The organism is Liquorilactobacillus cacaonum DSM 21116 (assembly GCF_001436735.1).
GTDB classification, from domain to species: domain Bacteria; phylum Bacillota; class Bacilli; order Lactobacillales; family Lactobacillaceae; genus Liquorilactobacillus; species Liquorilactobacillus cacaonum.
The window spans coordinates 1,409-27,875 of sequence record NZ_AYZE01000014.1 but is presented as its reverse complement, the minus strand read 5'-3'; the positions used below and the strand labels follow the sequence as shown (position 1 = coordinate 27,875).

The 26,467-nt window shown below is 33.3% G+C and carries 24 protein-coding genes, 2 tRNA genes, 1 riboswitch and 1 other annotated feature; of the genes, 5 read left to right on the top strand and 21 right to left on the bottom strand.

The genetic code is table 11. The annotated features are described in order from the left end of the window. Window positions 1-17: 17 nt before the first annotated feature. From polA to FC80_RS03960, 7 genes are all read right to left on the bottom strand, one after another. The gene (gene polA, locus FC80_RS03990; RefSeq protein WP_057828844.1) at window positions 18-2,687 is read right to left on the bottom strand and encodes a DNA polymerase I; all 2,670 of its coding nucleotides are present in this window, start codon (window positions 2,685-2,687) and stop codon (window positions 18-20) included. A 231-nt stretch (window positions 2,688-2,918) separates the two neighbouring features. After that, window positions 2,919-3,614 carry a Bax inhibitor-1/YccA family protein gene (locus tag FC80_RS03985; protein WP_057828843.1) on the bottom strand — a complete coding sequence of 232 codons (696 nt, stop codon included), beginning with the start codon at window positions 3,612-3,614 and terminating at the stop codon, window positions 2,919-2,921. Next, window positions 3,614-4,099 (bottom strand): MaoC/PaaZ C-terminal domain-containing protein, encoded by a 486-nt coding sequence (locus FC80_RS03980; protein WP_057828842.1) that lies wholly within the window; start codon window positions 4,097-4,099, stop codon window positions 3,614-3,616. Before FC80_RS03980 ends, FC80_RS03985 begins: the two co-directional genes overlap by 1 nt. A 220-nt stretch (window positions 4,100-4,319) precedes the next feature. After that, complete coding sequence (murC, locus tag FC80_RS03975) at window positions 4,320-5,651, bottom strand: UDP-N-acetylmuramate--L-alanine ligase (protein ID WP_057828841.1); 1,332 nt, start codon at window positions 5,649-5,651, stop codon at window positions 4,320-4,322. A gap of 72 nt (window positions 5,652-5,723) precedes the next feature. Next, window positions 5,724-7,826 (bottom strand): DNA translocase FtsK, encoded by a 2,103-nt coding sequence (locus FC80_RS03970; RefSeq protein WP_057828840.1) that lies wholly within the window; start codon window positions 7,824-7,826, stop codon window positions 5,724-5,726. Window positions 7,827-7,971: 145 nt separating this feature from the next. After that, window positions 7,972-8,583: a YtpR family tRNA-binding protein gene (gene ytpR / locus FC80_RS03965; protein WP_057828839.1), complete on the bottom strand. Its 612-nt coding sequence runs from the start codon at window positions 8,581-8,583 to the stop codon at window positions 7,972-7,974. Between the two features lie 61 nt (window positions 8,584-8,644). Next, a complete protein-coding gene (locus FC80_RS03960; RefSeq protein WP_057828838.1) occupies window positions 8,645-8,965 on the bottom strand; it encodes a thioredoxin family protein in 321 nt (106 codons plus the stop codon). A gap of 154 nt (window positions 8,966-9,119) precedes the next feature. On the opposite strand from FC80_RS03960, the gene FC80_RS03955 reads away from it, so the two are divergent. Then, window positions 9,120-9,452: a hypothetical protein gene (locus FC80_RS03955; RefSeq protein WP_057828837.1), complete on the top strand. Its 333-nt coding sequence runs from the start codon at window positions 9,120-9,122 to the stop codon at window positions 9,450-9,452. A gap of 15 nt (window positions 9,453-9,467) precedes the next feature. Here FC80_RS03955 and trmB read toward each other — a convergent pair whose 3' ends face one another. The 4 genes from trmB to FC80_RS03935 all read right to left on the bottom strand — a co-directional run bounded on the left by trmB (window position 9,468) and on the right by FC80_RS03935 (window position 13,058). Next, window positions 9,468-10,127, bottom strand: coding sequence for a tRNA (guanosine(46)-N7)-methyltransferase TrmB (trmB, locus tag FC80_RS03950; RefSeq protein ID WP_057828836.1), 660 nt, complete (start codon window positions 10,125-10,127; stop codon window positions 9,468-9,470). Between the two features lie 133 nt (window positions 10,128-10,260). Next, the gene (locus tag FC80_RS03945) at window positions 10,261-11,055 is read right to left on the bottom strand and encodes a phosphotransferase family protein (protein ID WP_057828835.1); all 795 of its coding nucleotides are present in this window, start codon (window positions 11,053-11,055) and stop codon (window positions 10,261-10,263) included. A gap of 64 nt (window positions 11,056-11,119) precedes the next feature. Then, on the bottom strand, window positions 11,120-12,325 hold the full coding sequence (locus FC80_RS03940) for an ABC transporter permease (protein WP_057829337.1): 1,206 nt from the start codon (window positions 12,323-12,325) through the stop codon (window positions 11,120-11,122). Next, window positions 12,318-13,058, bottom strand: a complete 741-nt coding sequence (locus FC80_RS03935; RefSeq protein WP_057828834.1) for an ABC transporter ATP-binding protein — start codon at window positions 13,056-13,058, stop codon at window positions 12,318-12,320. The genes FC80_RS03940 and FC80_RS03935 overlap by 8 nt, the downstream gene beginning before the upstream one ends. 138 nt (window positions 13,059-13,196) lie before the next feature. Between FC80_RS03935 and FC80_RS03930 the strand changes: the two genes are divergently transcribed. The 3 genes from FC80_RS03930 to FC80_RS03920 all read left to right on the top strand — a co-directional run bounded on the left by FC80_RS03930 (window position 13,197) and on the right by FC80_RS03920 (window position 14,963). Then, entirely contained in the window at window positions 13,197-13,625 is a 429-nt protein-coding gene (locus tag FC80_RS03930; RefSeq protein WP_057828833.1) for an HIT family protein, read from the top strand. A 3-nt stretch (window positions 13,626-13,628) separates the two neighbouring features. Further along, window positions 13,629-13,922 carry a hypothetical protein gene (locus FC80_RS03925; protein WP_057828832.1) on the top strand — a complete coding sequence of 98 codons (294 nt, stop codon included), beginning with the start codon at window positions 13,629-13,631 and terminating at the stop codon, window positions 13,920-13,922. Window positions 13,923-14,069: 147 nt separating this feature from the next. After that, entirely contained in the window at window positions 14,070-14,963 is an 894-nt protein-coding gene (locus FC80_RS03920; protein WP_057828831.1) for a peptidylprolyl isomerase PrsA, read from the top strand. Between the two features lie 58 nt (window positions 14,964-15,021). Here the strand turns inward: FC80_RS03920 and FC80_RS03915 are convergent, their stop codons facing one another. The 4 genes from FC80_RS03915 to pepV form a co-directional block, all read right to left on the bottom strand. Then, window positions 15,022-15,978 (bottom strand): alpha/beta hydrolase fold domain-containing protein, encoded by a 957-nt coding sequence (locus tag FC80_RS03915; protein ID WP_235807235.1) that lies wholly within the window; start codon window positions 15,976-15,978, stop codon window positions 15,022-15,024. A gap of 411 nt (window positions 15,979-16,389) precedes the next feature. Beyond that, window positions 16,390-16,674 carry a hypothetical protein gene (locus tag FC80_RS03910; RefSeq protein WP_057828830.1) on the bottom strand — a complete coding sequence of 95 codons (285 nt, stop codon included), beginning with the start codon at window positions 16,672-16,674 and terminating at the stop codon, window positions 16,390-16,392. A 92-nt stretch (window positions 16,675-16,766) separates the two neighbouring features. Further along, window positions 16,767-17,012, bottom strand: coding sequence for a hypothetical protein (locus tag FC80_RS03905; RefSeq protein ID WP_057828829.1), 246 nt, complete (start codon window positions 17,010-17,012; stop codon window positions 16,767-16,769). A gap of 139 nt (window positions 17,013-17,151) precedes the next feature. Beyond that, window positions 17,152-18,552 carry a dipeptidase PepV gene (gene pepV / locus FC80_RS03900; protein WP_057828828.1) on the bottom strand — a complete coding sequence of 467 codons (1,401 nt, stop codon included), beginning with the start codon at window positions 18,550-18,552 and terminating at the stop codon, window positions 17,152-17,154. Window positions 18,553-18,681: 129 nt separating this feature from the next. Here pepV and FC80_RS03895 point away from each other — a divergent pair, with 129 nt between their 5' ends. Continuing rightward, the gene (locus tag FC80_RS03895; protein WP_057828827.1) at window positions 18,682-19,530 is read left to right on the top strand and encodes an NAD(P)H-hydrate dehydratase; all 849 of its coding nucleotides are present in this window, start codon (window positions 18,682-18,684) and stop codon (window positions 19,528-19,530) included. A gap of 4 nt (window positions 19,531-19,534) precedes the next feature. On the opposite strand, the gene FC80_RS03890 is transcribed toward FC80_RS03895, so the two are convergent. The 6 genes from FC80_RS03890 to FC80_RS03865 all read right to left on the bottom strand — a co-directional run bounded on the left by FC80_RS03890 (window position 19,535) and on the right by FC80_RS03865 (window position 26,457). Continuing rightward, window positions 19,535-20,257, bottom strand: a complete 723-nt coding sequence (locus FC80_RS03890) for a pseudouridine synthase (RefSeq protein WP_057828826.1) — start codon at window positions 20,255-20,257, stop codon at window positions 19,535-19,537. Between the two features lies 1 nt (window position 20,258). Further along, window positions 20,259-21,935 (bottom strand): putative polysaccharide biosynthesis protein, encoded by a 1,677-nt coding sequence (locus FC80_RS03885; RefSeq protein WP_057828825.1) that lies wholly within the window; start codon window positions 21,933-21,935, stop codon window positions 20,259-20,261. 233 nt (window positions 21,936-22,168) lie between these two features. Next, window positions 22,169-24,583, bottom strand: coding sequence for a leucine--tRNA ligase (gene leuS / locus FC80_RS03880; RefSeq protein WP_057828824.1), 2,415 nt, complete (start codon window positions 24,581-24,583; stop codon window positions 22,169-22,171). Window positions 24,584-24,641: 58 nt separating this feature from the next. Beyond that, window positions 24,642-24,853, bottom strand: a binding site (T-box leader). 49 nt (window positions 24,854-24,902) lie between these two features. Next, entirely contained in the window at window positions 24,903-26,093 is a 1,191-nt protein-coding gene (gene metK, locus FC80_RS03875) for a methionine adenosyltransferase (RefSeq protein WP_057828823.1), read from the bottom strand. Beyond that, a riboswitch (SMK box riboswitch) is annotated at window positions 26,091-26,174 on the bottom strand. Its footprint overlaps the gene before it by 3 nt. A 133-nt stretch (window positions 26,175-26,307) precedes the next feature. Beyond that, window positions 26,308-26,381 (bottom strand) — tRNA-Asp (locus FC80_RS03870). A 2-nt stretch (window positions 26,382-26,383) separates the two neighbouring features. Continuing rightward, window positions 26,384-26,457 (bottom strand) — tRNA-Met (locus tag FC80_RS03865). Window positions 26,458-26,467 lie beyond the last annotated feature (10 nt).

Genomic DNA, 26,467 nt, shown 5'->3' with positions numbered 1-26,467 from the left:
TTTTTTCCTCCAAACAACTACTTAGCGTCAAACCAAGTCTTCCCGTATGCACTCTCAACTTTTAATGGTACCTCTAAGGATACAGCTTGATCCATTATTTTTGGTACCAATTTTTCTAATAGAGGTATTTCTTTATTTGGTGCTTCAAAAATTAATTCATCATGAACTTGCAATAACATTTTGGCTTCTAAATTTTTATTTTTCAACATCTCTTGCATATTAATCATTGCTACCTTAATAATGTCAGCTGCACTTCCTTGAATGGGTGTATTCATTGCTGTTCGTTCTGCAAACGAGCGTAAATTGAAATTCTTACTTTTGATTTCTGGTAAGTATCGTCTCCGGTTAAACAATGTCTCGACGAAGCCATCTTCCCGTGCCTTTGCAACAATATCGTCCATATATTGCTTAACTCCTGGAAAAACTTCAAAATAACGTTGGATAAATTCCTTTGCTTGTTTTCTGGTAATTCCAATGTTTTGAGCTAAACCATAATCACTAATTCCATAAACAATTCCGAAGTTAACAGCTTTTGCCTGTCGTCTCATGTTTCCAGTAACTTTTTCTGCAGCATCTAATCCAAAGATTTGCATTGCCGTATTAGCATGAATATCTGCCCCAGCTTTAAAAGCAGCCTGCATATTTTTATCATGAGAGATATGAGCCAAAACTCTTAATTCAATCTGCGAATAATCAGATGAAAAAATTTTCCAATTTAGTTTTTCAGGGACAAACGCCTTTCTAATTTGGCGTCCTTCTTCAAGCCTTACTGGAATATTTTGCAAATTTGGATCAACTGAAGATAACCTTCCCGTTGCGGTAAGTGTTTGCGTATATCTAGTATGCACTTTACCATCTGTTTTAAAAACAACTTTTAGGAGGCCTTCAACATATGTCGATTGAATTTTAGAAATTTGACGATACTTTAAAATATTATCAATAATGGGGGCCATTCCTCTTAGTTCCTCTAAAACTCCAACAGCAGTTGAATAACCAGTTTTTGTTTTTTTAATAACAGGTAATTTCAACTTTTCAAATAATATTACACCTAGCTGTTTGGGTGAATTTATATTAAAATCTTCACCTGCTTCCACATGAATTTCTTGTTCTAATTCAGCTAATCTTTCCTTGAGTTGACTACCCATCTCTTCAAGTTTTTGACTATCCAACTTAATTCCTGTTGCTTCCATCTTACCAAGCACTAATGAAAGTGGACGTTCAATTTCAAAATAAAGTTTTTCTTGTTCATTTTCTTTTAATTTTTTCATTAACTGCATTTTTAATTGTTCAATTGCAAAAACTTTCCTAGCTAGATGATTAAAGAAAATGCTATCATCTTCCGGTATTTGATATTTAGCTCCTTTACCGTAGACTTCCTCGTCACTAGAAACATTAAAATAATCATGTTGCTGTGCTAATTTACCAAAATCGTTATTATTTTCACTTGAATCCAACAAATAAGAAACTAATAACATATCAAAATCAATACCCTTAAGCTCAATCCCTAATCGTCGTAACCCAACATATGTCCTTTTCCCATCAAATAAATCAATTTTCACATTTTCATCTTCTAATGCTCTTTTTAAATCTAGTGATTTCAAAAATTCAACATTGCGGCTGACAAAAATTTTATCATCATTTTTAAGCGAAAATCCGACAAACTGCGCTTGATGATAGTTGTCACCACTCATCTCCAAATAAAAAGATAGCGGTTTGTTTAAATTCAACTTAAAAGACTGCTCATCTGCATTGATTACTTGATATGTGACCTTGTTCTTATCTTTTTCGTCTAATTGATTTAATTTACTTGATTGCATCTTTGCTAAAAAACTTTTAAAATCCATTTCCGCATAAAACTTACGTAAATCATCTTCTATTATTCCGTTCCATTTTACATCATCAATACCAATCTCAATCGGTGCATCACACAATATTTTCGCTAACTTCTTGCATAGGAACGCCATCTCTTGATCTTCAATTAAATGATCCTTCATTTTTGAAGGCTTAATTTCATCTAAATTTTCATAAATATTTTCAATTGATCCAAATTGTTGTAATAATTTGATTGCTGTTTTCTCACCAACTTTAGTTACTCCCGGATAATTATCAGAAGCATCTCCAACCAACCCTTTCATATCAACAATTTGTTCTGGTTTTATCCCATATTTTTCTTCCACATGTGCCGGTGTATATTTCTCTATTTCAGTTACACCCTTTTTCGTTACTGCTACCGTTATTTGATTAGTCGTAAGCTGTGTTAAATCGCGATCACCTGTGACTATTGTCACATCAAATCCTTTTATTTGGGCATCATTGGCCAAGGTGCCGATAATATCATCCGCTTCATAATTGAGAAGTTCATAGTTGCTTATTCCATAGGCACTTAACAATTCTTTTATATAAGGAAATTGTTCTGAAAGTTCGCTAGGGGTTTTAGAACGCCCCCCCTTATACTCTTCAAATTCATTTGTCCTAAATGTCCTTTTCCCTGCATCAAATGCAACTAAAATATGACTTGGTTTAACTTCTTCTATAATTTTATCCAGCATATTCTTAAAACCATAAATTGCAGTGGTATGTAGCCCATTATGGTTTACAAACCTTTCAAGCGATTGATGTAGCGCAAAAAAAGCCCTAAAAGCAACACTATTACCATCTATCAATAATAATTTTTTTTGTTTATTCATACAACTAACTCCTTTAATGTATCTTCTTGACCTATTTTAACAAACTATTGTACTCATTAGTAGAAATTAACGAAAATATAAAGGCCAACATAAATCATTGAAACTTGAATACTAATTAGGATATTCAATTAGGCTAATTTCACTTTTAGATAATCTCTAAAAATTTGCAAAAAAAGAAAGAGTCTAGCCAAAATTTACTTTTGACTTAGACTCCCACAATAATTTTAAAAATTATTTATTGTTAAAACCAGTAAAAATGTTTAGTAAGTTGATAAACAAGTTAACGAAATCTAAATATAATTGTAGAGCTCCCATAAGCGCTAAACTAGTCCCTGAAACTTGTCCTCTTGTTTGTAAATATAACATTCTAAATTTTTGAGCATCCCATGCCGTTAATGCTGTAAATATAAGAATTCCAACAAACGAAAATACAAATGTAATTACTGTACTCTGTAAAAAAATATTAATAACCGACACGATAACTAATGCAATAAGTGCTGCAAAAGCATGTGTACCAACTTTCGTCAAATCTCTTTTAGTGGTTGTACCAATAAGTGCCATCGAGACAAATACTGCTGCTGCCCCAACAAAAGCCATTGTCACATCACTAGCTGCATACAGTGACACTACTAATCCAAAAAAAATCCCCTCAATTACAGCAAAAGCTACGAGACCTAATCCAGAAACGACAGGTGACCTATCAACCTTAAAAGACATTCCAATCGCAATTACAAATTGTGCACCAATCAAAACAAACATCATAAATCGATTATTAGCCATATAAGTAGCAACTTCATTGTAAAAAACATTTGAAACCAAATATGAAACCAAAGCAGAGATTGCAACTGCTCCACTCATAAATCCATACATTTTAGTTAAAAAGCCATTCACACCAGTATTACTTACTAACTTTCTACCATTCTCCATTAAATATTCACCTCTGTATTAACACTTTCATCATTATCTGCTACCAATATCTTTGTGGGTGGCTTAACCATCACAACCGCATCAACAATTCGGCATCCTTCATCGTTGACCCCTGTTACTGCTAACGTAACTACCTCTTTCATTTCATCAACTTTTATGACTTCGAAAGTAAATGTGACGTCTTCTTCATGATACACTGGCAAAATAAAATTGACTGCTAAATTGACTACCTGACTCCCAGGACCGGGAAGAATCATTGAGACCGATCTGGTAATAATTCCTGTAAGTAAAACAGGCGGAACTATTGCTGCCTTGTAATCCATGTTTCTCGCATATTCATCTTGAATGTACAACGGATTATTATCGTTGGTCATTCCTAAATATAACAGTACATCCCTGTATGAAACACTTTCATTAACTGTTAATGAATCTCCTTCATTTAAATCATCAATCGTTTTTCCTTGCCTGTGAGTATCTTCTGACATTAATAACGACACCTCCATATAGTCTTGAATGTATTTTAGCATAGACTTCGATTTGTCTCAATCGATTAGAGATTAAAAAAAAATAAAGAACATTTAAAAAAAAATAAAGAACATTTAAAAAAAGCTTTACTCAAAATTCAATTTACATTTGAGTAAAACTTCTAAATTACATATAATTCATATTCTATTAATTAACCGTAATATCTAAAGCGATTCTAAACTAGTTATTTCTAGGGCTTAACGTACTCAATAATTTCTCGTATGCATATTCATATTTTTGAATATCTCCGGCACCCATAAAAACAACGACGGCATCATGAAAATCAAGTAGTGGTGACATATTATCTACTTTCAAAACCTCACCGCCTTTAGTAATTTTATCCCCAAGGTCATTACTAGAAACATTCCCACCATGTTCGCGTATAGAACTAAAAATATCAGTAAGATAGACTTTATCAGCTAAATTCAAGCTAACGGCAAAATCATCCATTAGCGCAATTGTACGACTAAATGTATGTGGTTGAAAAACCGCAATTATTTTCTTATTGGGATATTTCTGTCGAGCGGCATCAATTGTTGCCTTAATCTCGGATGGGTGATGCGCATAGTCATCAATTATTGTCACGTCCGCAACATATTTCTCCGTAAAACGTCTTTTGACTCCCTGGTATGTCAAAAGTTCACGTTTAACTTCATCTTGAGCAACTTTTTCAAAATAAGATACTGCAATTACTGCCAAACTATTCAATACATTATGCTCACCAAAAATTGGAATCTCATAAGTTCCTAAAAAGTCATCATGATAATAAACATCAAAAGTTGATCCAGTTGTCGTACGTTTGATATTTTCAGCTCTAAAATCATCTGCTTTTGATGTTCCATAATAATAAATTGGAACATCTGCCTTAATATTTCTTAAGTATTTATCTTCACCCCAGGCAAAGATTCCCTTTTTAGTTTGCTTGGCTAGTGTTTCAAATGCATCAAATACATCTTCAATTCCAGTAAAATAATCTGGATGATCAAAATCTATATTTGTCATTACCACATAATCTGGATGATATGCAACAAAATGTCGGCGATATTCATCAGCTTCGAAGACAAAGAATCTCGCATCAGGAACTCCTTTTCCAGAGCCATCTCCAATCAAATAACTCGTTGGTGCCACTCCACCTAAAACATGTGCTAGCAATCCTGTTGTACTAGTTTTTCCATGTGCTCCTGCAATTCCTATGCTTGTTGTATTCTCGACAATCTTCTCTAGGAACTCAGGATATGTAATAATTGTAATTCCTAATTCCTTTGCTTTTTTTATTTCAGGATGATCATCTCCAAAAGCATTTCCTTGAATAATGGTAAGACCTTCCACAATGTTTTTTTCATCAAAGGGTAATATTTTTATTCCGGCTAATTCTAGTCCACGCTGTGTAAACGTATACTTTTCAATATCAGAACCAATAACTTTTAATCCTTTATCATGCAAAAGTAAGGCTAGAGAGCTCATCCCAGTTCCCTTGATTCCTACAAAATAATAGGTGGTTTCCGTATCCATATTATTGTCCTCTTTCCTTTAATTAAATAAATTTACTGACTTAGTTTAACACAAAAAGCGAGTGAATTCCTTTCAATAATCAACTCGATTTCTGATTTTATCCAATCCTTCTTTTGTAAGATAAACCTCTCTTGGTTTAGAACCTCTTGCTGGGGAAATATATCGTCTTGCTTCAAGTACATCAATAATGTTTGCCGCTCGATTATAACCAATTGCAAAAGTTCTTTGAAGCTTCGAAGTAGAAGTATTTTCTTCATTGACTAAATAATCCAAAATTTCAGGTAAAAGTTCATCTTCTTGTTCATTTTGCAATGCTTGTTTCTTCAATCCATCAGGGTCAAAGGAATAATTAGGTTTCCCTTGAGAACGTACAAAATCAGTAATCTTATCAACTTCATTTTGCACAAATGTTCCTTGCAACCTTATAGGCTGGCTTGCCCCATTACCTAGATATAACATATCACCTCGACCTAATAGGCGTTCGGCTCCTCCAACATCAATAATTGTTCTTGAATCAACTTGGCTTGAGACCATAAAGGCTACCCTTGTCGGAATATTATTCTTGATTGTTCCTGTAATCACATCTACGCTTGGTCTTTGTGTCGCAATTAACAGATGAATTCCTGCTGCACGAGCCTTCTGAGTAATTCTTGCAATATAATCTTGCACTTCCGAAGAAGCAACCATCATTAAATCTGCTAACTCATCAATCACAATTACAATGTATGACATACATAATCCAAAATCTCGATTTTCTACCACCTTTTCATTAAAACCTTCAATATTTCTTACACCAGCTGCCGCCAGTTTCTGATAGCGTTCTTCCATCTCTTCTACAACCCATTTCAATGCAGCTGAAGCAGCAACTGGATCAGAAATAACTGGAGCTAACAAATGTGGAATATCATGATATGGTGCCATCTCCACAGCTTTAGGATCTATTAATAATAATTTAACCTCTTGTGGTGTTGCTTTATACAATAATGACACTAAAACACTATTGATAAATACTGACTTTCCTGACCCTGTTGCTCCGGCTATTAATCCATGTGGCATTTTCCTTAAATCTGTGATTATTGATTCCCCTGACAAATTAACTCCAAGTGCTACTGTAAGTGGAGATGTTTGTTCCTTGAATTTTGTTGAATCCAAAACCTCAGAAAGCATTACAGGGCGAGCTTTTAAATTCGGTATCTCAACTCCCACGCTACTTTGTCCAGGAATTGGTGCCTCAATTCTAATATCTTTGGCTGCTAAAGCTAACTTTAAATCATCAATTAAGTTTGTAATTTTATTGACTTTAACACCTTTTTCTAGCGTTAATTCAAATTGTGTAACTGCTGGACCTATTGTCCAATCTTTAACAGTTGCATCAACATGAAAAGCTTCCAGTGTTTCATTCAGTGTTTCTATTTGCGCCAAAACCCACTCATCTTGAGTATCATCGTTAACTTTAACAATAGGTGGCAAAAAATCCATGCTAGGAAATTTATACTGTTTTTCTTCATTTATCCCAGGCAGCTGTCTTTGATGTTGAATCTGCCTTGAAGCAGATTTTGGTTTTGTTAAATCAGCAGTATAAGTTTCTTGCTTAACAGTAGAATCCGTAGTTTGGGTTACCTTGTCAACATCTGGTTTTTCGAAAATATTTTTGTCAGTTATCAGCGGTTCTCTAAAAATCGCCGTATTTACCTCAGTTGGTTGCGCAAGAATAATGCCTGAACCATTTGTATCTTCATCTACTTCATCGGTCTCTTGTTTATAATCCAATTCATTTTCAGATTTTTCGCTATGTGTATCACTGTCCACTGGACTACTACTTTCATTATTCAAAAGCGTATGCGCTATAATATTTTCCTGAATTGAATTATCATCTACAATATCAGTCACATCGCTATCTAACGTCTCATCAAACAGTAAATAATCTTCTGCATTTTTTTTAAAATTATTGAATAACTGTTGATATTTAATTTGGCTTTTCCTTAATTTCTGTGACTTTCCGATAAATGACGGTGGCACAAAGGATGGACGAAAGATTTGTTTTTTGTCCCCATTTACATCACTTTTGAATTCTTTTTTCTCTTCACTTTGACTTTTAGAAGTCATTTTATATTTCTTTTCATTTTCTCTTTTATTCTTTTTTCGATAAAAAGCTGGCCCATCATAATGCTGCATTATTTTTTCTTCCTTACTTTTAATGAATCAACTAAAAATAGCTACCCAAGTTCTGAGCTAAGAGGTAGCTAGAAATATTTTTAATCACAAAACTAACTATGCTCTCTAAAACATGTTAGCATACATTTACTTACTTCAACAAAATTTAGGCAAGTAAAAACGGTTGTCCTTTTTGAAAATCATCCTTTGATAGAACTAAAATTCCACTTTTTTTCGGAGCATTCGGTAAATTCAGCTCGCGTGCAGAACAAATCATCCCATCACTCTTAATACCTCTCAGCTGTCCTGGCCATATTATTGCTCCATTTGGCATCATTGCACCTACTTTTGCAACTACAACTAATTGTCCTTCAGCTATATTGGATGCCCCACACACAATCTGTAGTGTTTCATTGCCAATATTAGTTTTAGTAATATGCAAATGATCTGAGTCTGGATGTTCCACCATTTCTTCAACTAATCCAACTACAAAATCAACAGATTTGTCTACCTCTAGTAGCAGCTCAAAGCCTGCATTTTTTAGTACTTCATTTAATAGCTTAATTTGTTGCTCATCAAGCTTAATTTGCCCTGAACCCTTTATGCCAAGAGCTTCACCTAATCCAAAAAAGTTATAACCTAATTTAGTATTACCGTCTGCATCACTAATTTGCACAACATTATCTTTGATTTCTACTTTTTGATTTTTCATATCTTCATGAAGCATCACAATGAGAACATCTCCCATTTGTGAACTATTATAACTTGCAATTAACATGTACTTTCTCCTTTACACAAAAAAAGAACTGCGCGCATACACAGTCCCATTCTTTATTAAATCATGCGACTCCATTTAAAAATGATTCAACTTCTTCTTTAGTTTTTCGATCCTTATTAACAAAACGTGCAACTTCTTTGCCATCTTTGTAAACGATGAAGCTCGGAATTCCCATTACCATCATTTCTTGACACAATTCGATATTTTCATCCCGATCGATATGAATAAACTTATAGTCTTTATACTCTTCCTCAATCTCTGGAAGTGATGGCTTTATAAAACTGCAATCTGAACACCAACCAGCAGAAAAAAATAAGACAAATGAGCCCTTTGCTAATTTTTTTTCAAGTGTTTCCAAATTCATTTTTCCAAATTGTTCCATCTTTCATTCCTCCTTGATGATTATTAATTCGATTATCATCATTATAGCCTATTTACCTTCAAAAAAAAGGCATTTACTCCAATTTATTCAAGCAACTGAAAAATTAGTGTTATAATTAATTATTAAATTAAGAATAAAGTGAGGTGTTTTCTTCATGACAATTACTTTCAATAGATTTTTGCCATTAACCTTAGGTATTTTAACTGGATTTATTGGTGGTGTGCAAGCTAGTAACATTCTAAAAAAGAACACACAACTTACTCCACAACAAATTTTAGAAAATATTAAAAATTCTTTTCAAAATGAGATACCTATTCAAGATTCTTGGATAGCTGTTCAAACTAAACAAATCCGCAAATTTGCTTTAACTACAGAGGTCTATCAAGGCGGTGTATCCCGAATTGAGGACAATCAGCTTGTTCGTTATGAATTTCAAGCAGATGCTAAAACTGGTAGTGTGCTTAGCCTTAACAGAATTGATGCATAACTTATTGAGGATAACCTATACTTGTTCTAACTTTTGGAAGTTAGCAACAATTTTGTATATTGGTTGTCCTTTTTTACTGAACTTTTCTTCATATTCAGTCATTACATTATCAAGCATTGCTTCTTCATTTTTGTGCAAATCCAAAAAAACTTGCTCAAAATTCATTCCATAATTATTCATACTTTTGAGAGAGTATTCGAACAACCCACGATTATCCGTTTTAAATTCTATGGTCCCCTCATCACTCATCACATTCTGATATTGTTTTAAAAATGTTCTATATGTTAATCGTCGCTTCTCTTGTCTTTTTTTTGGCCAAGGATCAGAAAAATTCAAAAAAATTCCATCAATCTCATTTTCTTCGAAATATTCACTTAACCCACTTCCGTTTGCACAAATCAATTGTAAATTGGGAAGTTTTATTTCAATTTGTTTTTTTAAAACAATCGCGGCAACAGTTGTTTGTATCTCAATACCAATATAATTATTCTCCGGATGAAGCCTTGCTAATTCTATTATAAATCCACCTTTACCCATTCCTACTTCAATAAATAATGGCGCACTTCTTTTAAATCTTGTTTCCCACTTTCCACGATATTCATTCGGGTTTGTCACTATTAAATCAGGATTGCCATCAATGAGTGGCTTTGCCCATGGTTTATTTCGTAAACGCATATTTTCATTCCTTTCAGCATCAACTAATCATCTTGGAGTCTCTTCAAATAAAAAACCAATTGACTAAATTGCAATCAATCGGTTTTTCCAAGATGCTTAATATTAATCCAATTATTCTATTATACTTTTTTTATCAAACAAATTCTTGATTATTAAAAAAATCTGCTACCTGTAATATGTCTTGGTTCATTTCAAAAAAATGACCACGTTGATGATTTTCCTTAACCGAGAGCAACAAATTAACCATGTAATACCAACATATTCTTCGTTTCAAACTATCCGTAACTGCAATGTCGTATTTTTTAGTTAACCATTGATTCCAATCTTTCCGTGGGACATATTGACACATTAACATACTAATATCCAGCGCATTATCTGCCAATCTCGCAGATTCCCAATCAACTAAATATAGTTTACCACTATCCGATAATAACCAATTCTTATGATTTAAATCGCCATGTGAAACCTTAAATTTTCTATGATCTAACTTTGGCTGATGCATCCGCAATTGGTTTGCAACTTTTTTTAACAAAGGATGTGTCCGTAGTTCTAGACTCAACCCTCTAAAATAATTACTAAGCAACTCTTCGGGAAAAATATATCTACCGCCTACTTGTCGCAACATTTTTCTCAGAATTTTAGAGTCATGAATCCTTGCTAACAGTTTTGCAACAGATTCTTGTCCCATTTCTTCTTTGGAAAGACACCGACCATTTAGCCATTCCTGCGCCGTCAAAGTGTCCCCAGTTGAAATGTGCTTTGTCCATACCAATCTAGGTGTGATTTCCTCTAAAGACAGTGCGGCCAAAAAAGGCGAAGTATTTCTTTTTATAAACAACCTTTCCTGCTCTCTAATCCCCATATAAGCAGTCCCGGTATTCCCCCTAAGCGGACGAATCTGCCAACCATCATCCAACCTGAAATCCATATTGGCAAGTCTCCTCTACAAGTCCATAATCCTTAGACAAGGATACAAATTCATACAACAAGTGTCAAGCTTTTTTTTTGAGATAGTTTGTTAATAAATAACCCACAATTACATATATTTCAACAAACGAAACAAATGGAATTAATAGAAAAGATGCCTTAAATCCCAATTTAATTACCGCTAATACATTTAAAATTGCCCAAACACCATACAACATTTTACGTATTAATTTTACAAATGCTACTTTTTTTTGACTTTCACTAACTGGGTAGATATATATGAACACATTATCATCAAAAGTAAAATATAATCCAAACAATTGAAAACCTATCAAGTAAATAAACATACAAATTATTAAAAAACTAAAAATCAAATTTGTTGAAAATAAGATTATGATACTTGCTAAACATAGTAATCTGACAAACATTCCACTAAAACCACTTTGTCTAATAAAACTCCTACTGTATAGATAAAGATACGGATCATTCTTTGTCTTGGGCAACATAAAATCAAATATTTTCCGGCGTTTTGTTTGTCCCACAATTTGTGGAACATCAGTGAATAAATTGATAAATCTGTATAGAACCATTAGCCTTTCTTTTTCAAATTTAATCATATCATTCCATCTGAAAATATGTACTTTTGATGCACTATTAAAATAATATTTTGCAATTACTAGACAAATAAAAGCAATAAACGTACCAATAAAAACATTCACATAAATACACAGACTTAGAATAATAAGTTGACTCAATTGACATAAAATTTTTATCCACAATTTTTCAGAATGTTCAATATAGGCACCTAGCATAATCTGGATTAAATCCATTATTTTCAGAAAACATAATGCTAGAAAAAGTAAAAAAAGCTTCAAGAGACTCCAATGAAGCCCTTGTAAAATGAATGGTGATAAAACCACAATAAATCCTAACTGTATCACTGACGCAATTAACGAAGAATGTTTCAACGCCAATTGCAAAAAACCTTTCATTTCATAGTCTTTAGGCAATAAAAACACACTATCTGCTTCCACTAAAAGACTTGTCAATTTACCAACTTTTAAAAGAAGAAAGAGGATAACAATGAGTATCGGTTTTTCCCACCATAATATATTCAAAGGTAAAGCCTTCACAAAATTCGAATAAGCCAGCCCTAAACCACCAACAAAAAAAAGTAAGGCCAACACAAAATGATCATTAAAAACATATTTTGAATATCGTAATAGTGTACTTTGGTATGCCTTTAATCTTTTATTCCAAATCTCATTCATTGCTTTTTCCATCCTGTGTCATTCCAAGATAAATATCAGTTAACGATGCAGAATCATTACCATACAAAGTCCTTAGTTCCTGGAGGCTTCCCTTGGCCTTAATCCTACCTTGATGAAGTAAAACAAAATAATCACAGTATTCTTGTGCTGTACTCAATACATGAGTTGACATTAAAATAGCTGACCCTCTCTTCTTTTCAGAATCAACTAATGTTAATAAATCTCTAGTTGCCAAGGGATCTAATCCTAAAAAAGGTTCATCAATAACATATACATCGGCCCTAGTAATAAATGCACATACTATCATTACTTTTTGACGCATACCCTTAGAAAAATTTGCTGGAAACCAATCTAATTTATTAGCTAAACGAAAGATGCCTAATAACTTATTAGCTATTCTCCATGCTTTGTTTGAGTCTAAGCCATACGCCATGATGGTTAGTTCTAAATGTTCTTTAAGTGTTAATTCTTGATATAACACCGGCATTTCTGGCATATATGCCAACTTACCCTTATAGGCCTTTGCGTCATCTTTAAGCCCTATATCATCAATTTTAATAGCTCCTTTTTGAGGCTCGAGCAACCCAATTATATGATTAATAGTTGTTGATTTCCCTGCACCATTTAACCCAATCAAACCAACTAGCTGCCCTGAATTAACCTCGAAAGAGATATCTTTTAAAACAGGTATCTTCGAATACCCACCAACAAGCCCTTGCACCTTTAATGTCATCTTTTGTAAATCCTTTCACTTATCTGTAATGCTGATTATAGCATAAACAATGGTATTCAAATTAATATAAAGTTTCCATCATTGTAGTATTATATTGTATACTACAATATAATACCAATTGAAAGAAGGTTTCTTTTTATGGAAGATTGTATTTTTTGTAAAATTATCACTGGGGAAATTCCAAGTGTATCTGTCTATGAAGATGATGATGTAAAAGCTTTTTTAGATATATCCCAAACAACAGTAGGACATACTCTTTTGATTCCTAAAAAACATGTTACTAATATTTTTGACTATGATGCTGCTTTATCTAGCAAAGTCTTAGTTAAAATACCTGTGATAGCTCGTGCAATTAAAAAAAGTAATCCAAAAATTTTGGGACTCAATATTGTAAATAATAACGGTGAACTTGCTTATCAATCTGTCTTTCATTCACATTTCCACTTAATTCCGCGTTATACAGAATCTGATAGTTTCTCAATAAACTTCACAAATAATTCTGAGAAATATTCAACAAATCAGTTACAAGAAATTGCTGCCAGTATCAAACAAAATTTGGAGGATTAGCTTATGACCCAAAAAACGGCACTTTTAAGTTTAACTGCAGTGGGAATATTTTCTCTAGTTGGTTATCTTTCGCGCAATAAAATCATTGAATCTGGCGAAAAGGCAAAGGAAGTCTTTGCATCAGCTAAGACTGTAAAAAACTCTTATGATAATCTTTTAGAAAGTATTGAAAAACTAAAAAAGGAATTACCTAATTCTCAAAAAAGAATTGAAGAGCTTTCCACTATTATTTCTGAATATCAATTCAAAATAAAAAATAACCTTGATAATATTACTAAATTTCAGGAAAATTTATGAAAAGACTTCATAAATTGAATAAAAGATGAATTTTTTTGTAAATTTTGTCTTTTAATTCAACCTTAAGGAACTATTGTGTTATAGTTAATAACGTTGATTTGTATATTCTTATACAAGCAAAATAAACGAATGGATGTGTATTTTATAATGAAAAAATGGCTTCTTGCATTAGCAGGTATCCTTATGACTGTAAGTTTAGCTGCTTGCTCCAAAACAGTTGCAACAACTTCAGGTGGTAAAATTACTGAGAGTGCTTACTATGATAGTATGAAAAAGACTTCCTCAGGGAAACAAATTTTACAACAAATGATTCTTGATAAGGTGCTTGAAAAACAATACGGTAGCAAGGTTTCAGCAAAACAAGTTAATGCTCAGTACAATACCTATGCTAGTCAATACGGTTCATCATTTTCGAGTGTCTTGTCTGAAAATAGTTTGACCAAATCGAGTTTCAAGCAACAACTTCGTTCAAATCTGTTGCTTCGTGAAGCTGTAAAAGCAAACACAACTATTACAGAAAAACAATTAGAGAAACAATGGAAGAGTTATCAACCTAAGACAACAGTTGCACATATCCTAGTTGCAAAAAAAGCAACTGCTGAAAAAGTAATCAAATTGTTACAAGCTGGTGGTAACTTTACTGAACTTGCTAAGAAATACTCGACAGATACTGCTACTAAAAATAAAGGTGGTAAATTATCAGCATTTGATAATACAGATACTTCATTAGTATCAGCATTTAAGAAAGCTGCCTTTGCTTTGAAGCAAGGTGAATATACAACAACTCCTGTTAAAACAAGTTATGGCTATCATATTATCAAGTCTATCAAACGACCAGCTAAGGGTAAAATGAGTGCACATATCAGTGAACTTAAGAAACAAATTATTGATAGTGACATGAATGACTCATCACTTCTTCAAACAGTTATTGGTAAAGTTCTTAAAAAGGGAAATGTCTCAATTAAAGATAATGATTTAAAAGATATTCTCTCAAGTTACCTTTCAACAAGTTCAAGCTCATCCTCATCAAGCAGTAACTAATTAAATTAATAAAACGACACAAAAAAACGGCAGAATTTAAAACTCTGCTGTTTTTTTATTAGTTATATTGGATTAAATCGGTAATTTGCTCAATAACCCTTTTTGATTCTGGTAATGGAAAAAGTTGAAAAAGATGAAACATTCCCTTATAAGTAAATAATTCTACATTTTCTTTTACCTTTTCGGTAAATATTTTCATATCTGGATATAAAATTTCCTCTGTCCCTCCAAAAATGGTTATATTTGGCAAATTGTCGAGTTCACCGTAGATTGGACTTACTACTGGTGATTTAAGCTCTTCATCTCCAGCATAATACGTAGCTTCGAGGTGTAACTCATCTAAATTTAAAACTGAATCTCTTTCAGAAATATCTTCGATGGCTGGATTAGTTAGCGACGCATCTAGCCAAGGTGACAATAATATCGCTTGCTTAGGTAATGAAATTTGTGCATCTCTAAGCTGTTCTAATAGTGAAATAGCAAGCCCGCCACCCAAAGCATCTCCGAGTATTATAATGTTTTCAGATTTACCAGCATATGACGAAAGAAGTTCTTGGTAACTTCGCATAATCATCGAAAGTGCATCATCAACGTTCTTAGCAGGCGCTTTGGGGTAAACTGGCATAACTATACTTGCACATACTCGATCAGCAATTTTTGTAACAAATTTATATTGCAAATCAGTAGGGTGTTGGCAAAATGTCACTCCATGTATATAAAAAATAACTTTTCTCACCGGAGATACAATTCCATCTCTTTTTAAAACTTGCTTTCTTTCGTCTAACCATTCAAAACCTAAGTTATTCTCTACCTTCTGTGGTAATTCATATGCCATATAACTTTCGCGATTCATTTTTTCAAATTTAATTGCCGTTCTTGCGTCTAGTCCATGCCAAAAATTTTTTATTCCTAATTCAAAAATAATACTTTGAATACTTCTTTTTTTCTTGATACTTTGATACTTCAAATACACTGATGAAGCAACTATAGAACTCACAAAAATTTTCTTAATCATGAATAACTCCTTCCCCCAAAAAAATAAATTGATATCTATAATCTAAGCTAGCACAATTTATCTCATTTAGTCCAATCTTTAAGACTTATTTATAGACAAGTGCCTTTTATCCTCTAAAATAGCTAAATATAAAACTACTTTTTTTAATAAGTGTGCCAATTGAACTATAATAAAAGAACCACTATTTTTTATTCTGAGAATAGAAATATAGTAGTTCTTAATAAGTGAGACTCAAACTATCTCATTTTCGTATTCAAAAAATGTCAATAAACAAGAATTAGATAACAATGAGTTCATACTTTTTCAAGCCAAATGCATCACAACTCATCCTCATAAAATTGAAAATAGATTTATAAATCTATCACGTAATTATAGCAAATTAGTTACGTATACCATTACTAATTGCTCAGTTTATTTTTTTTGCGGAAAACTAATCACAGTACCATAACCATGTAAGATCATGTACTTAGGCCCGACTCCCACGCTAACAATTTCAGGAGTAAAATGTACCGCTATAATTCCATCACCATCTCTTGCAACAGTCCGCTCGATTAATTTAGTTTTGACTTTTTCATATAATTCATCAAAATTATCTACATCATCTATCTCATCGGGTGTAAGTGTTCTTTTTACAGTAGCATTAACAATACCAACAATCATATACGCACGATTTACTTCACCAGTCGTTAAAAACATTCTTAATTACCTCACTTATAAAAAATATTATTTTCTTATTCTAAGGGAAGGCAACACTACTATGAACATTACCTACACAATTTAAATAATTATTAAAGAAAAATACGATAATTTCGTTTTGTTATATTCACAACTTCCTTTTTTGTGTTCCTAGAGCTCATTTTCAACAAATTTTTCAACATTCTTTCAAATTTCAAATCATTTTCAAGTTTTGAAAGTACATCTTTGTCTACCCTAATTATTAATTGTTCCTTCTTACTTGGGATAAAGAAAGTTTTTGTTGTATCATCTTCATCCAAAACATTCGATTCAATTTCATGCATAAATTCTTTTTGCATGCTAAAATCCTCCTTTGTATACAATTCAAGTTTACCCCTAATTCAATATGAATTCAAAGTTCAAAGAATTAAAAAAACTGTTCAACACCTAATCAAAAACAATACCATTTGATTAAGCATTAAACAGAAATTCTAAAATCTACTTGATTAATTCATAAATTGCCTCAGCATAAATAGCTGCTGCTTTTAATAAATCAGAAACTGGTATATACTCATTAGCTTGATGCATCGTATCTGGAGTTCCTGGAAACATTGCTCCAAAAGCCACTCCTCTTTCCATTAATCGTCCATACGTTCCACCGCCAACAACCATTCCATACCCTTCATTACCAGTTTGACGTTGATAAACATCCAATAAAGTCTTAACCAATGGATCCTCTGGAGAAACATAATGTGGTTCTTGAGTTTTCCCAGTTGCATTAATTTGCGCATTTAAAGTTTCGGCAACTTTTATCAATGCTGCTTCAATCTCTTTAGTTCCAATCCCTTTAGGGAAACGAAAGTTCAGTGTGATTCTCCCACCCTTTGAGGCATCAAAACTAAATATTCCAGCATTCATTGTTAAATCACCCATAATTTCATCTGAATAATGTAAACTAAAATTATCCATTCTTGAATCTTCATGTAAATAATTGCTAGCAAATTCAATAAACTGTTTTGCCCCAGATCCTAAATTCAGTTGTTTTAAAAAGAGCGCCAAATAAGTTCCTGCATTTTCACCATTTTTTGGTTCTTGTGCATGGGCTGCTTTCCCAATCACTGCAATTTCAACTTTACCATCCTTTTCAAGAATTGTTGCCTCAATTGGTTTATCACTCAGGAATTTTGCAAGTAATTTTTTTGTGTCCTCAAATGCAACACCGCTTACATGTGCTATTGCATCTCTAGGAACCATATTTTCACGAAGTCCCGCATAAAAATCCAGTAATTTTGCATTTGAACCATTTCCACCTTGGAAGTCAACATTAAAGCTTACATTACCTTTTTCTCCGTTAATCAAAGGAAAAAATGCATCTGGAGAAAAACCGAAATCCGGAAGTGGCATTTTCTCAAAATAATGAGTCATGCATCTCCATCCACTTTCTTCGTCGGTACCAATAATCATGCGGACCTTTTTGCTGATTGGCAGATTTAACTCTTTAATCAACTTCAATCCATAATATGCTGCCATTGCAGGTCCCTTATCATCAGAAGCTCCCCGTGCAAAAAGTTTTCCATCTTTTATCATTGGTTCAAATGGATTAGTTTCCCATCCATTTCCTGCGGGCATGACATCCACGTGTGCTAGAATTCCCAATGTTTCATTACCTGTACCATATTCAAGATGCCCTACGACACCATCTAAATCCAGTGTTTCAAATCCATCTCTTCGCCCAATTTCCAAAAATTTATCCAAAGCTTCTCTGGGTCCTGGACCAAACGGTGCATCTTTTGAACCAATTTTCTCATCTCTAACACTTTCAATTTTTAATAATTCGGTCAAATCTAGTAATAAAGCATCTTTCCTTTGGTTAATTTCATTTTTCCAATCAATTTTCATCACTTTTCCTCCTTAAAAATCTGTCATGTAATAATTTTATCACATCACCTTCTGATATTATTAATTAATATTCTAATCAAAAAATATTTTGTTGTATAATAAAAATAAATCTTCACTAGGAGGGACAACATGCATATTATTGAAAAAAAAATTCTAAACCAAATAATCACTACTCGCCCATTAGAAAGTCACAAAGGTAATTTTGGACGTGTACTGACCATTGGTGGAAATATTCAATTTGGTGGTGCAATAATTATGGCAACATCGGCAGCTGTCCACTGTGGGGCAGGATTAGTAACTTGTGCAACCTCAATGAACAATTTGACATCCCTCCATACTATCGTCCCAGAAGCAATGTATATCGATTATCAATCTGATTTTCTTTTAATCGACGCAATTACTAGAGCTGATATATTACTTATCGGACCTGGTTTGGGAACAGATACTACTTCATTGCAAATTTTACAAACTGTACTACAAAATACTTCTTCACAACAACTACTAATTATTGACGGATCAGCAATCAGTCTTATTTCTTTACATCACGAATTTTTTCCACTTATCAAAAAAATACATCCCATTTTTACGCCTCATCAAATGGAGTGGGAGCGCTTGAGTGGCATTAAAATTTCAGTACAAGATGATGTAAAAAATACCTTGTTTCAACAACAATTGCAATCTACTGTTATTTTAAAAAAACATCATACAACAATTTATCACAGAGATGGTTCAATTTCAAAGCTCCAAATTGGTGGGCCATTTATGGCAACAGGTGGCATGGGTGATACGCTCGCTGGCATAATTGCTGGTTTTTTAGCACAATTCAAATTAAAACACTATGAACATGTTATTGATGCTGCTGTCTACACTCATAGTGCCATTGCCAAAGAATTGAGCAATAATAAATATGTTGTATTACCTACTGATATTATTAACGAAATTCAAAGATTTATGCAGGAAAATTCTGGTGGAATATAAAAATTTACTCTTCAATTTGCCTTAACTTCTGGATTTCTTCTGTTGTTAATTCACGATATTTTCCTAGTTCTATATTTTCATCTAAAACTATATTCCCCATTTTTACTCTTTGCAGTTCCTTTACTCTCATAGAAACTGCCCCAAACATTCGTTTAATTTGATGGTATTTTCCTTCAAAGATAACTATTTCGATGTAGGTCTCAACTTTAACCTCATCAATAGCTATAATTCTTAATTTTGCAGGCTTAGTCACTTCTCCATTTTTTAATATAATCCCTTTTTTAAAAATCTCAATTGTATCATTATTAACTACGCCCGCAATCAATGCACGGTACGTTTTTTTTACATGTTTTTTTGGTGATAGAACATTGTGTGCCAATACTCCATCATTTGTTAAAATCATCAGGCCAGTTGTGTCCTTGTCTAATCTTCCAATAGGAAACAAATCATTTTTCTTAAAGCCATTAATTAAATCAATGACAGTTTTAGAATCCCTATCTATCGTTGCCGAAACAACTCCTTTTGGCTTATTCATCATCAGGTAAATATATTTTTGATAGCTAAGTGTAAGACCCGATAATTCAATACTGTCTAACTCTGGATTAACTTGTAATTTTGCTTGACTACTTATTTTTTTATTGACACTAACTAAACCACTTTTTATAAACGATTTTGCTTGGGTTCTGGTCACTAATTTTGTATCAGCAATAAACTTATCAAGTCTCATTTCACCTTATCCTCAATTTTTTACGCAGTATTGCTGCACGGCTGCCTATAATTTTATCTGCAACTTTTGTTTTCAATACTAAATAAATATACGTCAAACCGCCTGCTCCTACTGCAATAAAGAGCACAATAAGTGCAGTTATTCGATATTCTAGATTTAAAAACATATCACTTAACTGAATTAGGCCAAGCGAAACAGCAAAAACCACTAATGAAAAAATCAGCAATTGATCAAATCTTTTGATAATCTTGCCCATATTAACTTCCAAATTGTAATAAAAATATCTTAACATGAGACAACTTGAAACAGTCATTCCAATCCCAGTCGCCATTAACGGACCAAAAGGATGAAATATCAATGTAAGTGGAAATTGTAAAATTATTTTTATTGCTAATCCTATTAAGAAAAACTTGATTGCCTTCATATTTTGATATACACCTTGTAATAAGGATGCCAATACCATAAATAAACCAATTGGTAATGCTACATATGCAGAAAAGCTTAAAACGTACACACCTGTGAAGTTATACTGATAAAAAACTACATATAAAGGTTTGGCAACAGCTGCCATTCCTAACGAACAAGGCAACATTATAAAGAAAAACAATTCTATTGCATCAGCTAATTGTAATGCAGTTTGTTCTTTATTATGATTTGAATATGCTTGTGCTAATAAGGGAATCGCAGTCGCAGACATTGCTGAAGCCAAAGAAATAATAATCATTATTAATTTGTTAGAATTACCAGCAAAAATTGTGTATAAGTCATTAATTGCAGTTACACCATAATTCGTAAAATGTAACATAATTTGCTTAAAGGTAAACTGATCAATCAAATTATACACAGTTGTAGAGACACTAATTACCACAAACGGAATTGCTTCAAATAATAAGTTTTTTATGATTTGTGAATCGGAAATTATTAGTTCATTTGCACTTTGTTTTGCAAGTAATGCAAACTCATCTTTTTTTCTAAAGTAAAACCAGGCTAAGAAGCTCAAGCCCGCAATTGCTCCAATAAAAGCTGCAAAAGTTGACTGTACTACACCAGAAACGTAACTCCCTTTTAGAATCTTCATGATTATAAAAGTCGTACCTAACATATATATAATCCTTGCAATTTGCTCAATTAATTGTGACATTGCTGAAGGAAACATATCTTGATACCCTTGAAAAAATCCCCTAGTCAAACTCATTGTTGGAATAATTGTCAACGCAATAGCAAGTGAGCGATAAACTGGAATAACATTTTTATCATTTTGAGACAAAAAGGGCGCTATAAACCACATAATAATTGCGGAAACTATCCCCAAACCTAACATTATCAATATAAGTTTTTTATATAATCGCTGTCCTAATGCATATTCATTTTGTCCATTATAATTAGATATTTGCTTAGACACCGCCGATGGAATACCCGCAATTGAAATCATTAGAAACACACTATAAACAGTGTACCCTTGTGTATATAAGTTGTTAGCTGCAAGATTTTCCCTTCCAAACCATGTATACCACGGAATAATGTAAAGAGCTCCCAATATTCTTGAGAAGATGCTGCCCATTGTCATCCACGCAGATCCACGTAACATTTTTGCTTTTGCAATTTCATTTTTTTTGGATATAATTTCTTCTTTTCCAACTTCAGGAAACGTTGATTCACTAAGTACCTTTTTCACCATTGGTTTTCCTACCTTCTCATCATTCACTTTGTTAATTTTAAACTGATTTTGCAAGAGTTGCAATGCAAGATATAACAATTAAGTAATATGTAATACAAACTCAGTTTCTTAATATAACTATTTAAAGAATATCAAAAAACCGATTTCCAAAAAGTTTTATAGAATCTTACTTTTTAAAAACCGGTTCAAAATTATTTTTTATTATTACTTTCTATAATTGTTATCCAAAACAATTATTTTACAACAATATTTACTAATTTGCCTGGAACAACAATTACTCGAATTACATCTTTTCCAGTAATTTCTTTTTTTATTTTTTCATCTGATAAAGCCATTTTCTCCAACACGTCTTTGGAAATTTGTTTAGAAACAGCTAAACGTTGCCGAACTTTGCCATTTACTTGTAATACAACTTCAACTGTATCTTCTACCAATTTAGTTGTATCAAAAACTGGCCACTTTTCATAAGTAATCGAACCAACATGACCTAATTTAGTCCATAACTCTTCTGAAACATGAGGAATTATTGGTGACAACATCTTCACTAGACCTTCAATATAGTCCAAAGGTAATGCATCAACCTTATATGCTTCATTGACAAAAACCATCAATTGAGAAATTGCAGTATTAAAATGAAGCGCAGTATAATCTTCAGTGACTTTTTTTACTGTCTGATTATAGATTAAATCTAAACTATTATCATTTAATGTAGTCACCCGATCCCTTAAATGATCATTCTCATCAATAATCAATCGCCATACTCTATTAATGAATTTATTTGCACCATTCAATCCGTCAGTACTCCAAGCAATTGATGCATCCAATGGCCCCATAAACATCTCATAAAGACGCAATGTATCTGCACCATATTCTTCAACAATATCATCTGGATTAACAACGTTTCCTTTAGATTTGGACATTTTTTCATGATTATCCCCAAGAATCATTCCTTGGTTCACTAATTTTTGGAATGGCTCCTTTGTTGGAACTATGCCAATATCATATAAAAACTTGTGCCAAAAACGTGCATAAAGTAGATGTAATACAGCGTGTTCAGCACCCCCAACATAAAGATCAACTGGTAACCATTTTTTTAACTTATCTAAATCAGCAACTCGTCCTTGGTTATGTGGATCAATATATCTCAAAAAATACCAAGAACTCCCTGCCCATTGTGGCATTGTGTTAGTCTCACGTCGCCCTTTTCTACCATTTTTATCAACAACATTTACCCATTCGTCCAAATTGGCCAAGGGGCTTTCACCAGTTCCAGACGGCTTAATATCGGTTGCTTTTGGTAATCTTAAAGGTAACTCATCTTCTGGAACAAGTGTCATTTCCCCATCTTCCCAATGAATAACAGGAATAGGTTCTCCCCAATATCTTTGTCGAGAAAACAGCCAGTCCCTCAAGCGATAATTTACCTTTTTATCACCAACTTGCTTTTCTTGCATCCAACTAATAATTTTATCAATAGCTTGCGACTTATCTAGTCCATTCAGAAAGCCTGAATTAATATGTGTTCCATCACCTGTATATGCTTCTTTTTGAACATTTCCACCTTCAATAACAGGGATAATCGGTAACCCAAATTTGGATGCAAATTCATAATCTCGATTGTCATGTGCTGGAACAACCATAACAGCACCTGTCCCGTAGGTTGCTAAAACATAATCAGCAATCCATACTTGAATTTTTTCACCATTAACTGGATTTATTACATAAGCACCAGTAAAAACACCTGTTTTTTCCTTTGCTAAATCAGTTCTTTCAAGATCAGACTTATGTGCTATTTCATCTATATATGCATTAACTTTATCTTTTTGACTATCTTTAGTTATTTCCTTAACTAAGTCAAGTTCGGGTGCTAAAACCATAGCAGAGGCCCCAAAAATTGTATCTGGACGTGTTGAAAAAACTTCAACTTCCTTATTTTCAAAACCTTCCACTTTAAATTTAATACTTGCACCGACCGATTTACCAATCCAATTACGCTGTTGTTCTTTAATATTCTCTGGCCAATCAAGATCTTCCAAATCATCAATTAAGCGATCAGCATAGGCCGTAATTTTTAAAACCCACTGTCTCATCGGTTTTCTAATAACGGGGAAGCCACCTCTTTCTGTCTTGCCATCAATTACTTCTTCATTGGCAACAACGGTGCCTAAATCTGGGCTCCAATTAACAGCAACTTCATCTTCATAGGCTAATCCTTTTTCATATAATTTTTCAAAAATCCACTGTGTCCATTTATAGTAGGAAGGATCAGTTGTATTAACTTCTCTTTCCCAATCATATGAAAGGCCTAATGATTTGATTTGTCTTCTAAAATTATTAATATTTTCCTTAGTAAATTCCTTAGGTGAATGTCCTGTATTTAATGCATACTGCTCTGCAGGCAAGCCAAACGCATCCCATCCCATTGGATGCAACACGTTAAAGCCCTGCATTCTTTTCATCCTAGCTATAATATCTGTTGCCGTATAGCCCTCGGGGTGTCCTACATGGAGCCCTTGTCCAGAAGGATATGGGAACATATCTAATGCATAATAATTTTTCTTATTCTCATCTTCTGTTGTCTTAAAAGTTTTGTGTTCTTCCCAATAATGTTGCCATTTTTTTTCGATTTCTTTATGCATATATGCCAATTTAAAAACCATCCTTTTTATGAACTAAAAAAGCCTATGCAAACCCATAAAGAGTTATACATAGGACGAATGCAATCGCGGTACCACCTATCTTCCAACAAACATATGTTGGCACTTAACCTTATAACGGAAGTCCCGTTCTTGCCTACTATTAAACAATTCAACAAAAAATTCAAAGGTGAGTTCATAAATTTCCTAGTGTGCATTAACACCAACCATACACTCTCTTAAACTAGAAAATAAACTAATATTCCTTCTCAACAAAATAATATTTAATTAATCTTATCAAACAAGAAAATAAAAATCAAGAAAGATTGTACTAAAGTTTCAAAATATTTTTAAGTTCTTCAATCTTATCTGTTTTTTCCCATGGTAAATCAATATCAGTACGTCCAAAATGACCATAGGCAGCAGTTTTTTTATAAATTGGTCGTTTTAAATCCAACATTTCTATAATTCCTGCAGGACGTAAATCAAAGACCTTCCGAATCGCTTTTACAAGTTCACTATCATCAACTTTTGATGTTCCATAAGTGTTTACTGATACGGAAACTGGTTGTGCAACACCAATTGCATAAGCTAATTGAACTTCAATTTGTGAAGCAATCTTTGCCGCAACAATATTTTTTGCAATATAGCGTGCAGCATAACTGGCAGAGCGGTCAACTTTAGTTGCATCTTTCCCAGAAAATGCACCCCCACCATGATGTGCATATCCTCCATAAGTATCAACAATAATTTTACGACCTGTTAATCCCGCATCACCTTGTGGCCCACCGATAACAAACCTGCCTGTCGGATTTACAAAATACTTTGTCTTCTCATCAAGTAATTCTGCAGGTATTACTGCTTTAATGACTTTTTCAATTATATCTTTTCTAATTACTTCCAATGTTACATTCTTTGAATGTTGTGTTGAAACGACAACAGTATCAATTCTTACTGGAACATTTTTTTCATCATATTCTACTGTTACTTGTGCTTTAGCATCTGGTCCTAAATAATTTAAAGACCCATTTTTCCTAATTTCAGCAATCTTTCGCATTAGTTTATGACTTAATGAAATTGGAAGTGGCATCAATTCAGGTGTTTCGTCAATTGCATAACCAAACATCATCCCTTGATCACCTGCGCCAATTTGATCTAATGGATCAATGTCGCCATTTCTTGTCTCTAAAGACGTATCAACCCCTTGTGCAATATCTGAGGACTGTTCATCAATAGCGACCATAACAGCACAGTTATCACCATCAAAACCATATTGACCACCAGTATACCCAATGTCCTTTATAGTTTTCCTAACTACTTTTTGTATATCAATATATGCACTCGTAGAAACTTCCCCAACTACAACCACTAATCCTGTTGTAACTGTTGTTTCACAAGCTACACGTGCATTTGGATCTTTTTCTAATAAAGCATCTAAAATAGCATCACTTATTTGATCTGCTATTTTATCTGGATGTCCTTCCGAAACCGACTCCGAAGTAAATAAATGTTTCTCTGACACAATAATTCCCCCATTACAATATTTTTGGTTACAAGGCAGCTTCACATTAATGAATCCTTTCGGGAATACGCTGTAACATATATCATTTTACCACACTTATCCATTCATTTAACACTTTGTTTTTATAAGTAATAGGTATATATTATGAAAATAGAAAAAAAGTAGGAGATTTAGTCAAGCTTGACTAAATCTCCTACTTAGTAATCATACGTTACGGTCCTAGACGGATTTGAACCGACGATCTCCTGCGTGACAGGCAGGCGTGATAGACCCCTACACTATAGGACCAATTGCGGGAGCAGGATTTGAACCTACGACCTTCGGGTTATGAGCCCGACGAGCTACCAGACTGCTCCATCCCGCGATATTAAAAA

Bases quoted from the DNA above. Each gene is read 5' to 3' on its own strand.
- FC80_RS03890 (WP_057828826.1), bottom strand. From the start codon at position 20,257: ATGAGACTTGATAAGTTTATTGCTGATACAAAATTAGTGACCAGAACC.
- FC80_RS03930 (WP_057828833.1), top strand. From the start codon at position 13,197: ATGGAAGATTGTATTTTTTGTAAAATTATCACTGGGGAAATTCCAAGT.
- FC80_RS03955 (WP_057828837.1), top strand. From the start codon at position 9,120: ATGACAATTACTTTCAATAGATTTTTGCCATTAACCTTAGGTATTTTA.
- FC80_RS03885 (WP_057828825.1), bottom strand. From the start codon at position 21,935: ATGGTGAAAAAGGTACTTAGTGAATCAACGTTTCCTGAAGTTGGAAAA.
- FC80_RS03915 (WP_235807235.1), bottom strand. From the start codon at position 15,978: ATGATTAAGAAAATTTTTGTGAGTTCTATAGTTGCTTCATCAGTGTAT.
- trmB (WP_057828836.1), bottom strand. From the start codon at position 10,127: ATGCGTTTACGAAATAAACCATGGGCAAAGCCACTCATTGATGGCAAT.
- FC80_RS03920 (WP_057828831.1), top strand. From the start codon at position 14,070: ATGAAAAAATGGCTTCTTGCATTAGCAGGTATCCTTATGACTGTAAGT.
- FC80_RS03960 (WP_057828838.1), bottom strand. From the start codon at position 8,965: ATGGAACAATTTGGAAAAATGAATTTGGAAACACTTGAAAAAAAATTA.
- FC80_RS03895 (WP_057828827.1), top strand. From the start codon at position 18,682: ATGCATATTATTGAAAAAAAAATTCTAAACCAAATAATCACTACTCGC.
- murC (WP_057828841.1), bottom strand. From the start codon at position 5,651: ATGGATACGGAAACCACCTATTATTTTGTAGGAATCAAGGGAACTGGG.
- polA (WP_057828844.1), bottom strand. From the start codon at position 2,687: ATGAATAAACAAAAAAAATTATTATTGATAGATGGTAATAGTGTTGCT.
- pepV (WP_057828828.1), bottom strand. From the start codon at position 18,552: ATGAAAATTGATTGGAAAAATGAAATTAACCAAAGGAAAGATGCTTTA.
- FC80_RS03985 (WP_057828843.1), bottom strand. From the start codon at position 3,614: ATGGAGAATGGTAGAAAGTTAGTAAGTAATACTGGTGTGAATGGCTTT.
- FC80_RS03940 (WP_057829337.1), bottom strand. From the start codon at position 12,325: ATGAATGAGATTTGGAATAAAAGATTAAAGGCATACCAAAGTACACTA.
- FC80_RS03970 (WP_057828840.1), bottom strand. From the start codon at position 7,826: ATGCAGCATTATGATGGGCCAGCTTTTTATCGAAAAAAGAATAAAAGA.
- FC80_RS03910 (WP_057828830.1), bottom strand. From the start codon at position 16,674: ATGTTTTTAACGACTGGTGAAGTAAATCGTGCGTATATGATTGTTGGT.
- FC80_RS03945 (WP_057828835.1), bottom strand. From the start codon at position 11,055: ATGGATTTCAGGTTGGATGATGGTTGGCAGATTCGTCCGCTTAGGGGG.
- FC80_RS03980 (WP_057828842.1), bottom strand. From the start codon at position 4,099: ATGTCAGAAGATACTCACAGGCAAGGAAAAACGATTGATGATTTAAAT.
- ytpR (WP_057828839.1), bottom strand. From the start codon at position 8,583: ATGTTAATTGCAAGTTATAATAGTTCACAAATGGGAGATGTTCTCATT.
- FC80_RS03905 (WP_057828829.1), bottom strand. From the start codon at position 17,012: ATGCAAAAAGAATTTATGCATGAAATTGAATCGAATGTTTTGGATGAA.
- FC80_RS03925 (WP_057828832.1), top strand. From the start codon at position 13,629: ATGACCCAAAAAACGGCACTTTTAAGTTTAACTGCAGTGGGAATATTT.
- FC80_RS03935 (WP_057828834.1), bottom strand. From the start codon at position 13,058: ATGACATTAAAGGTGCAAGGGCTTGTTGGTGGGTATTCGAAGATACCT.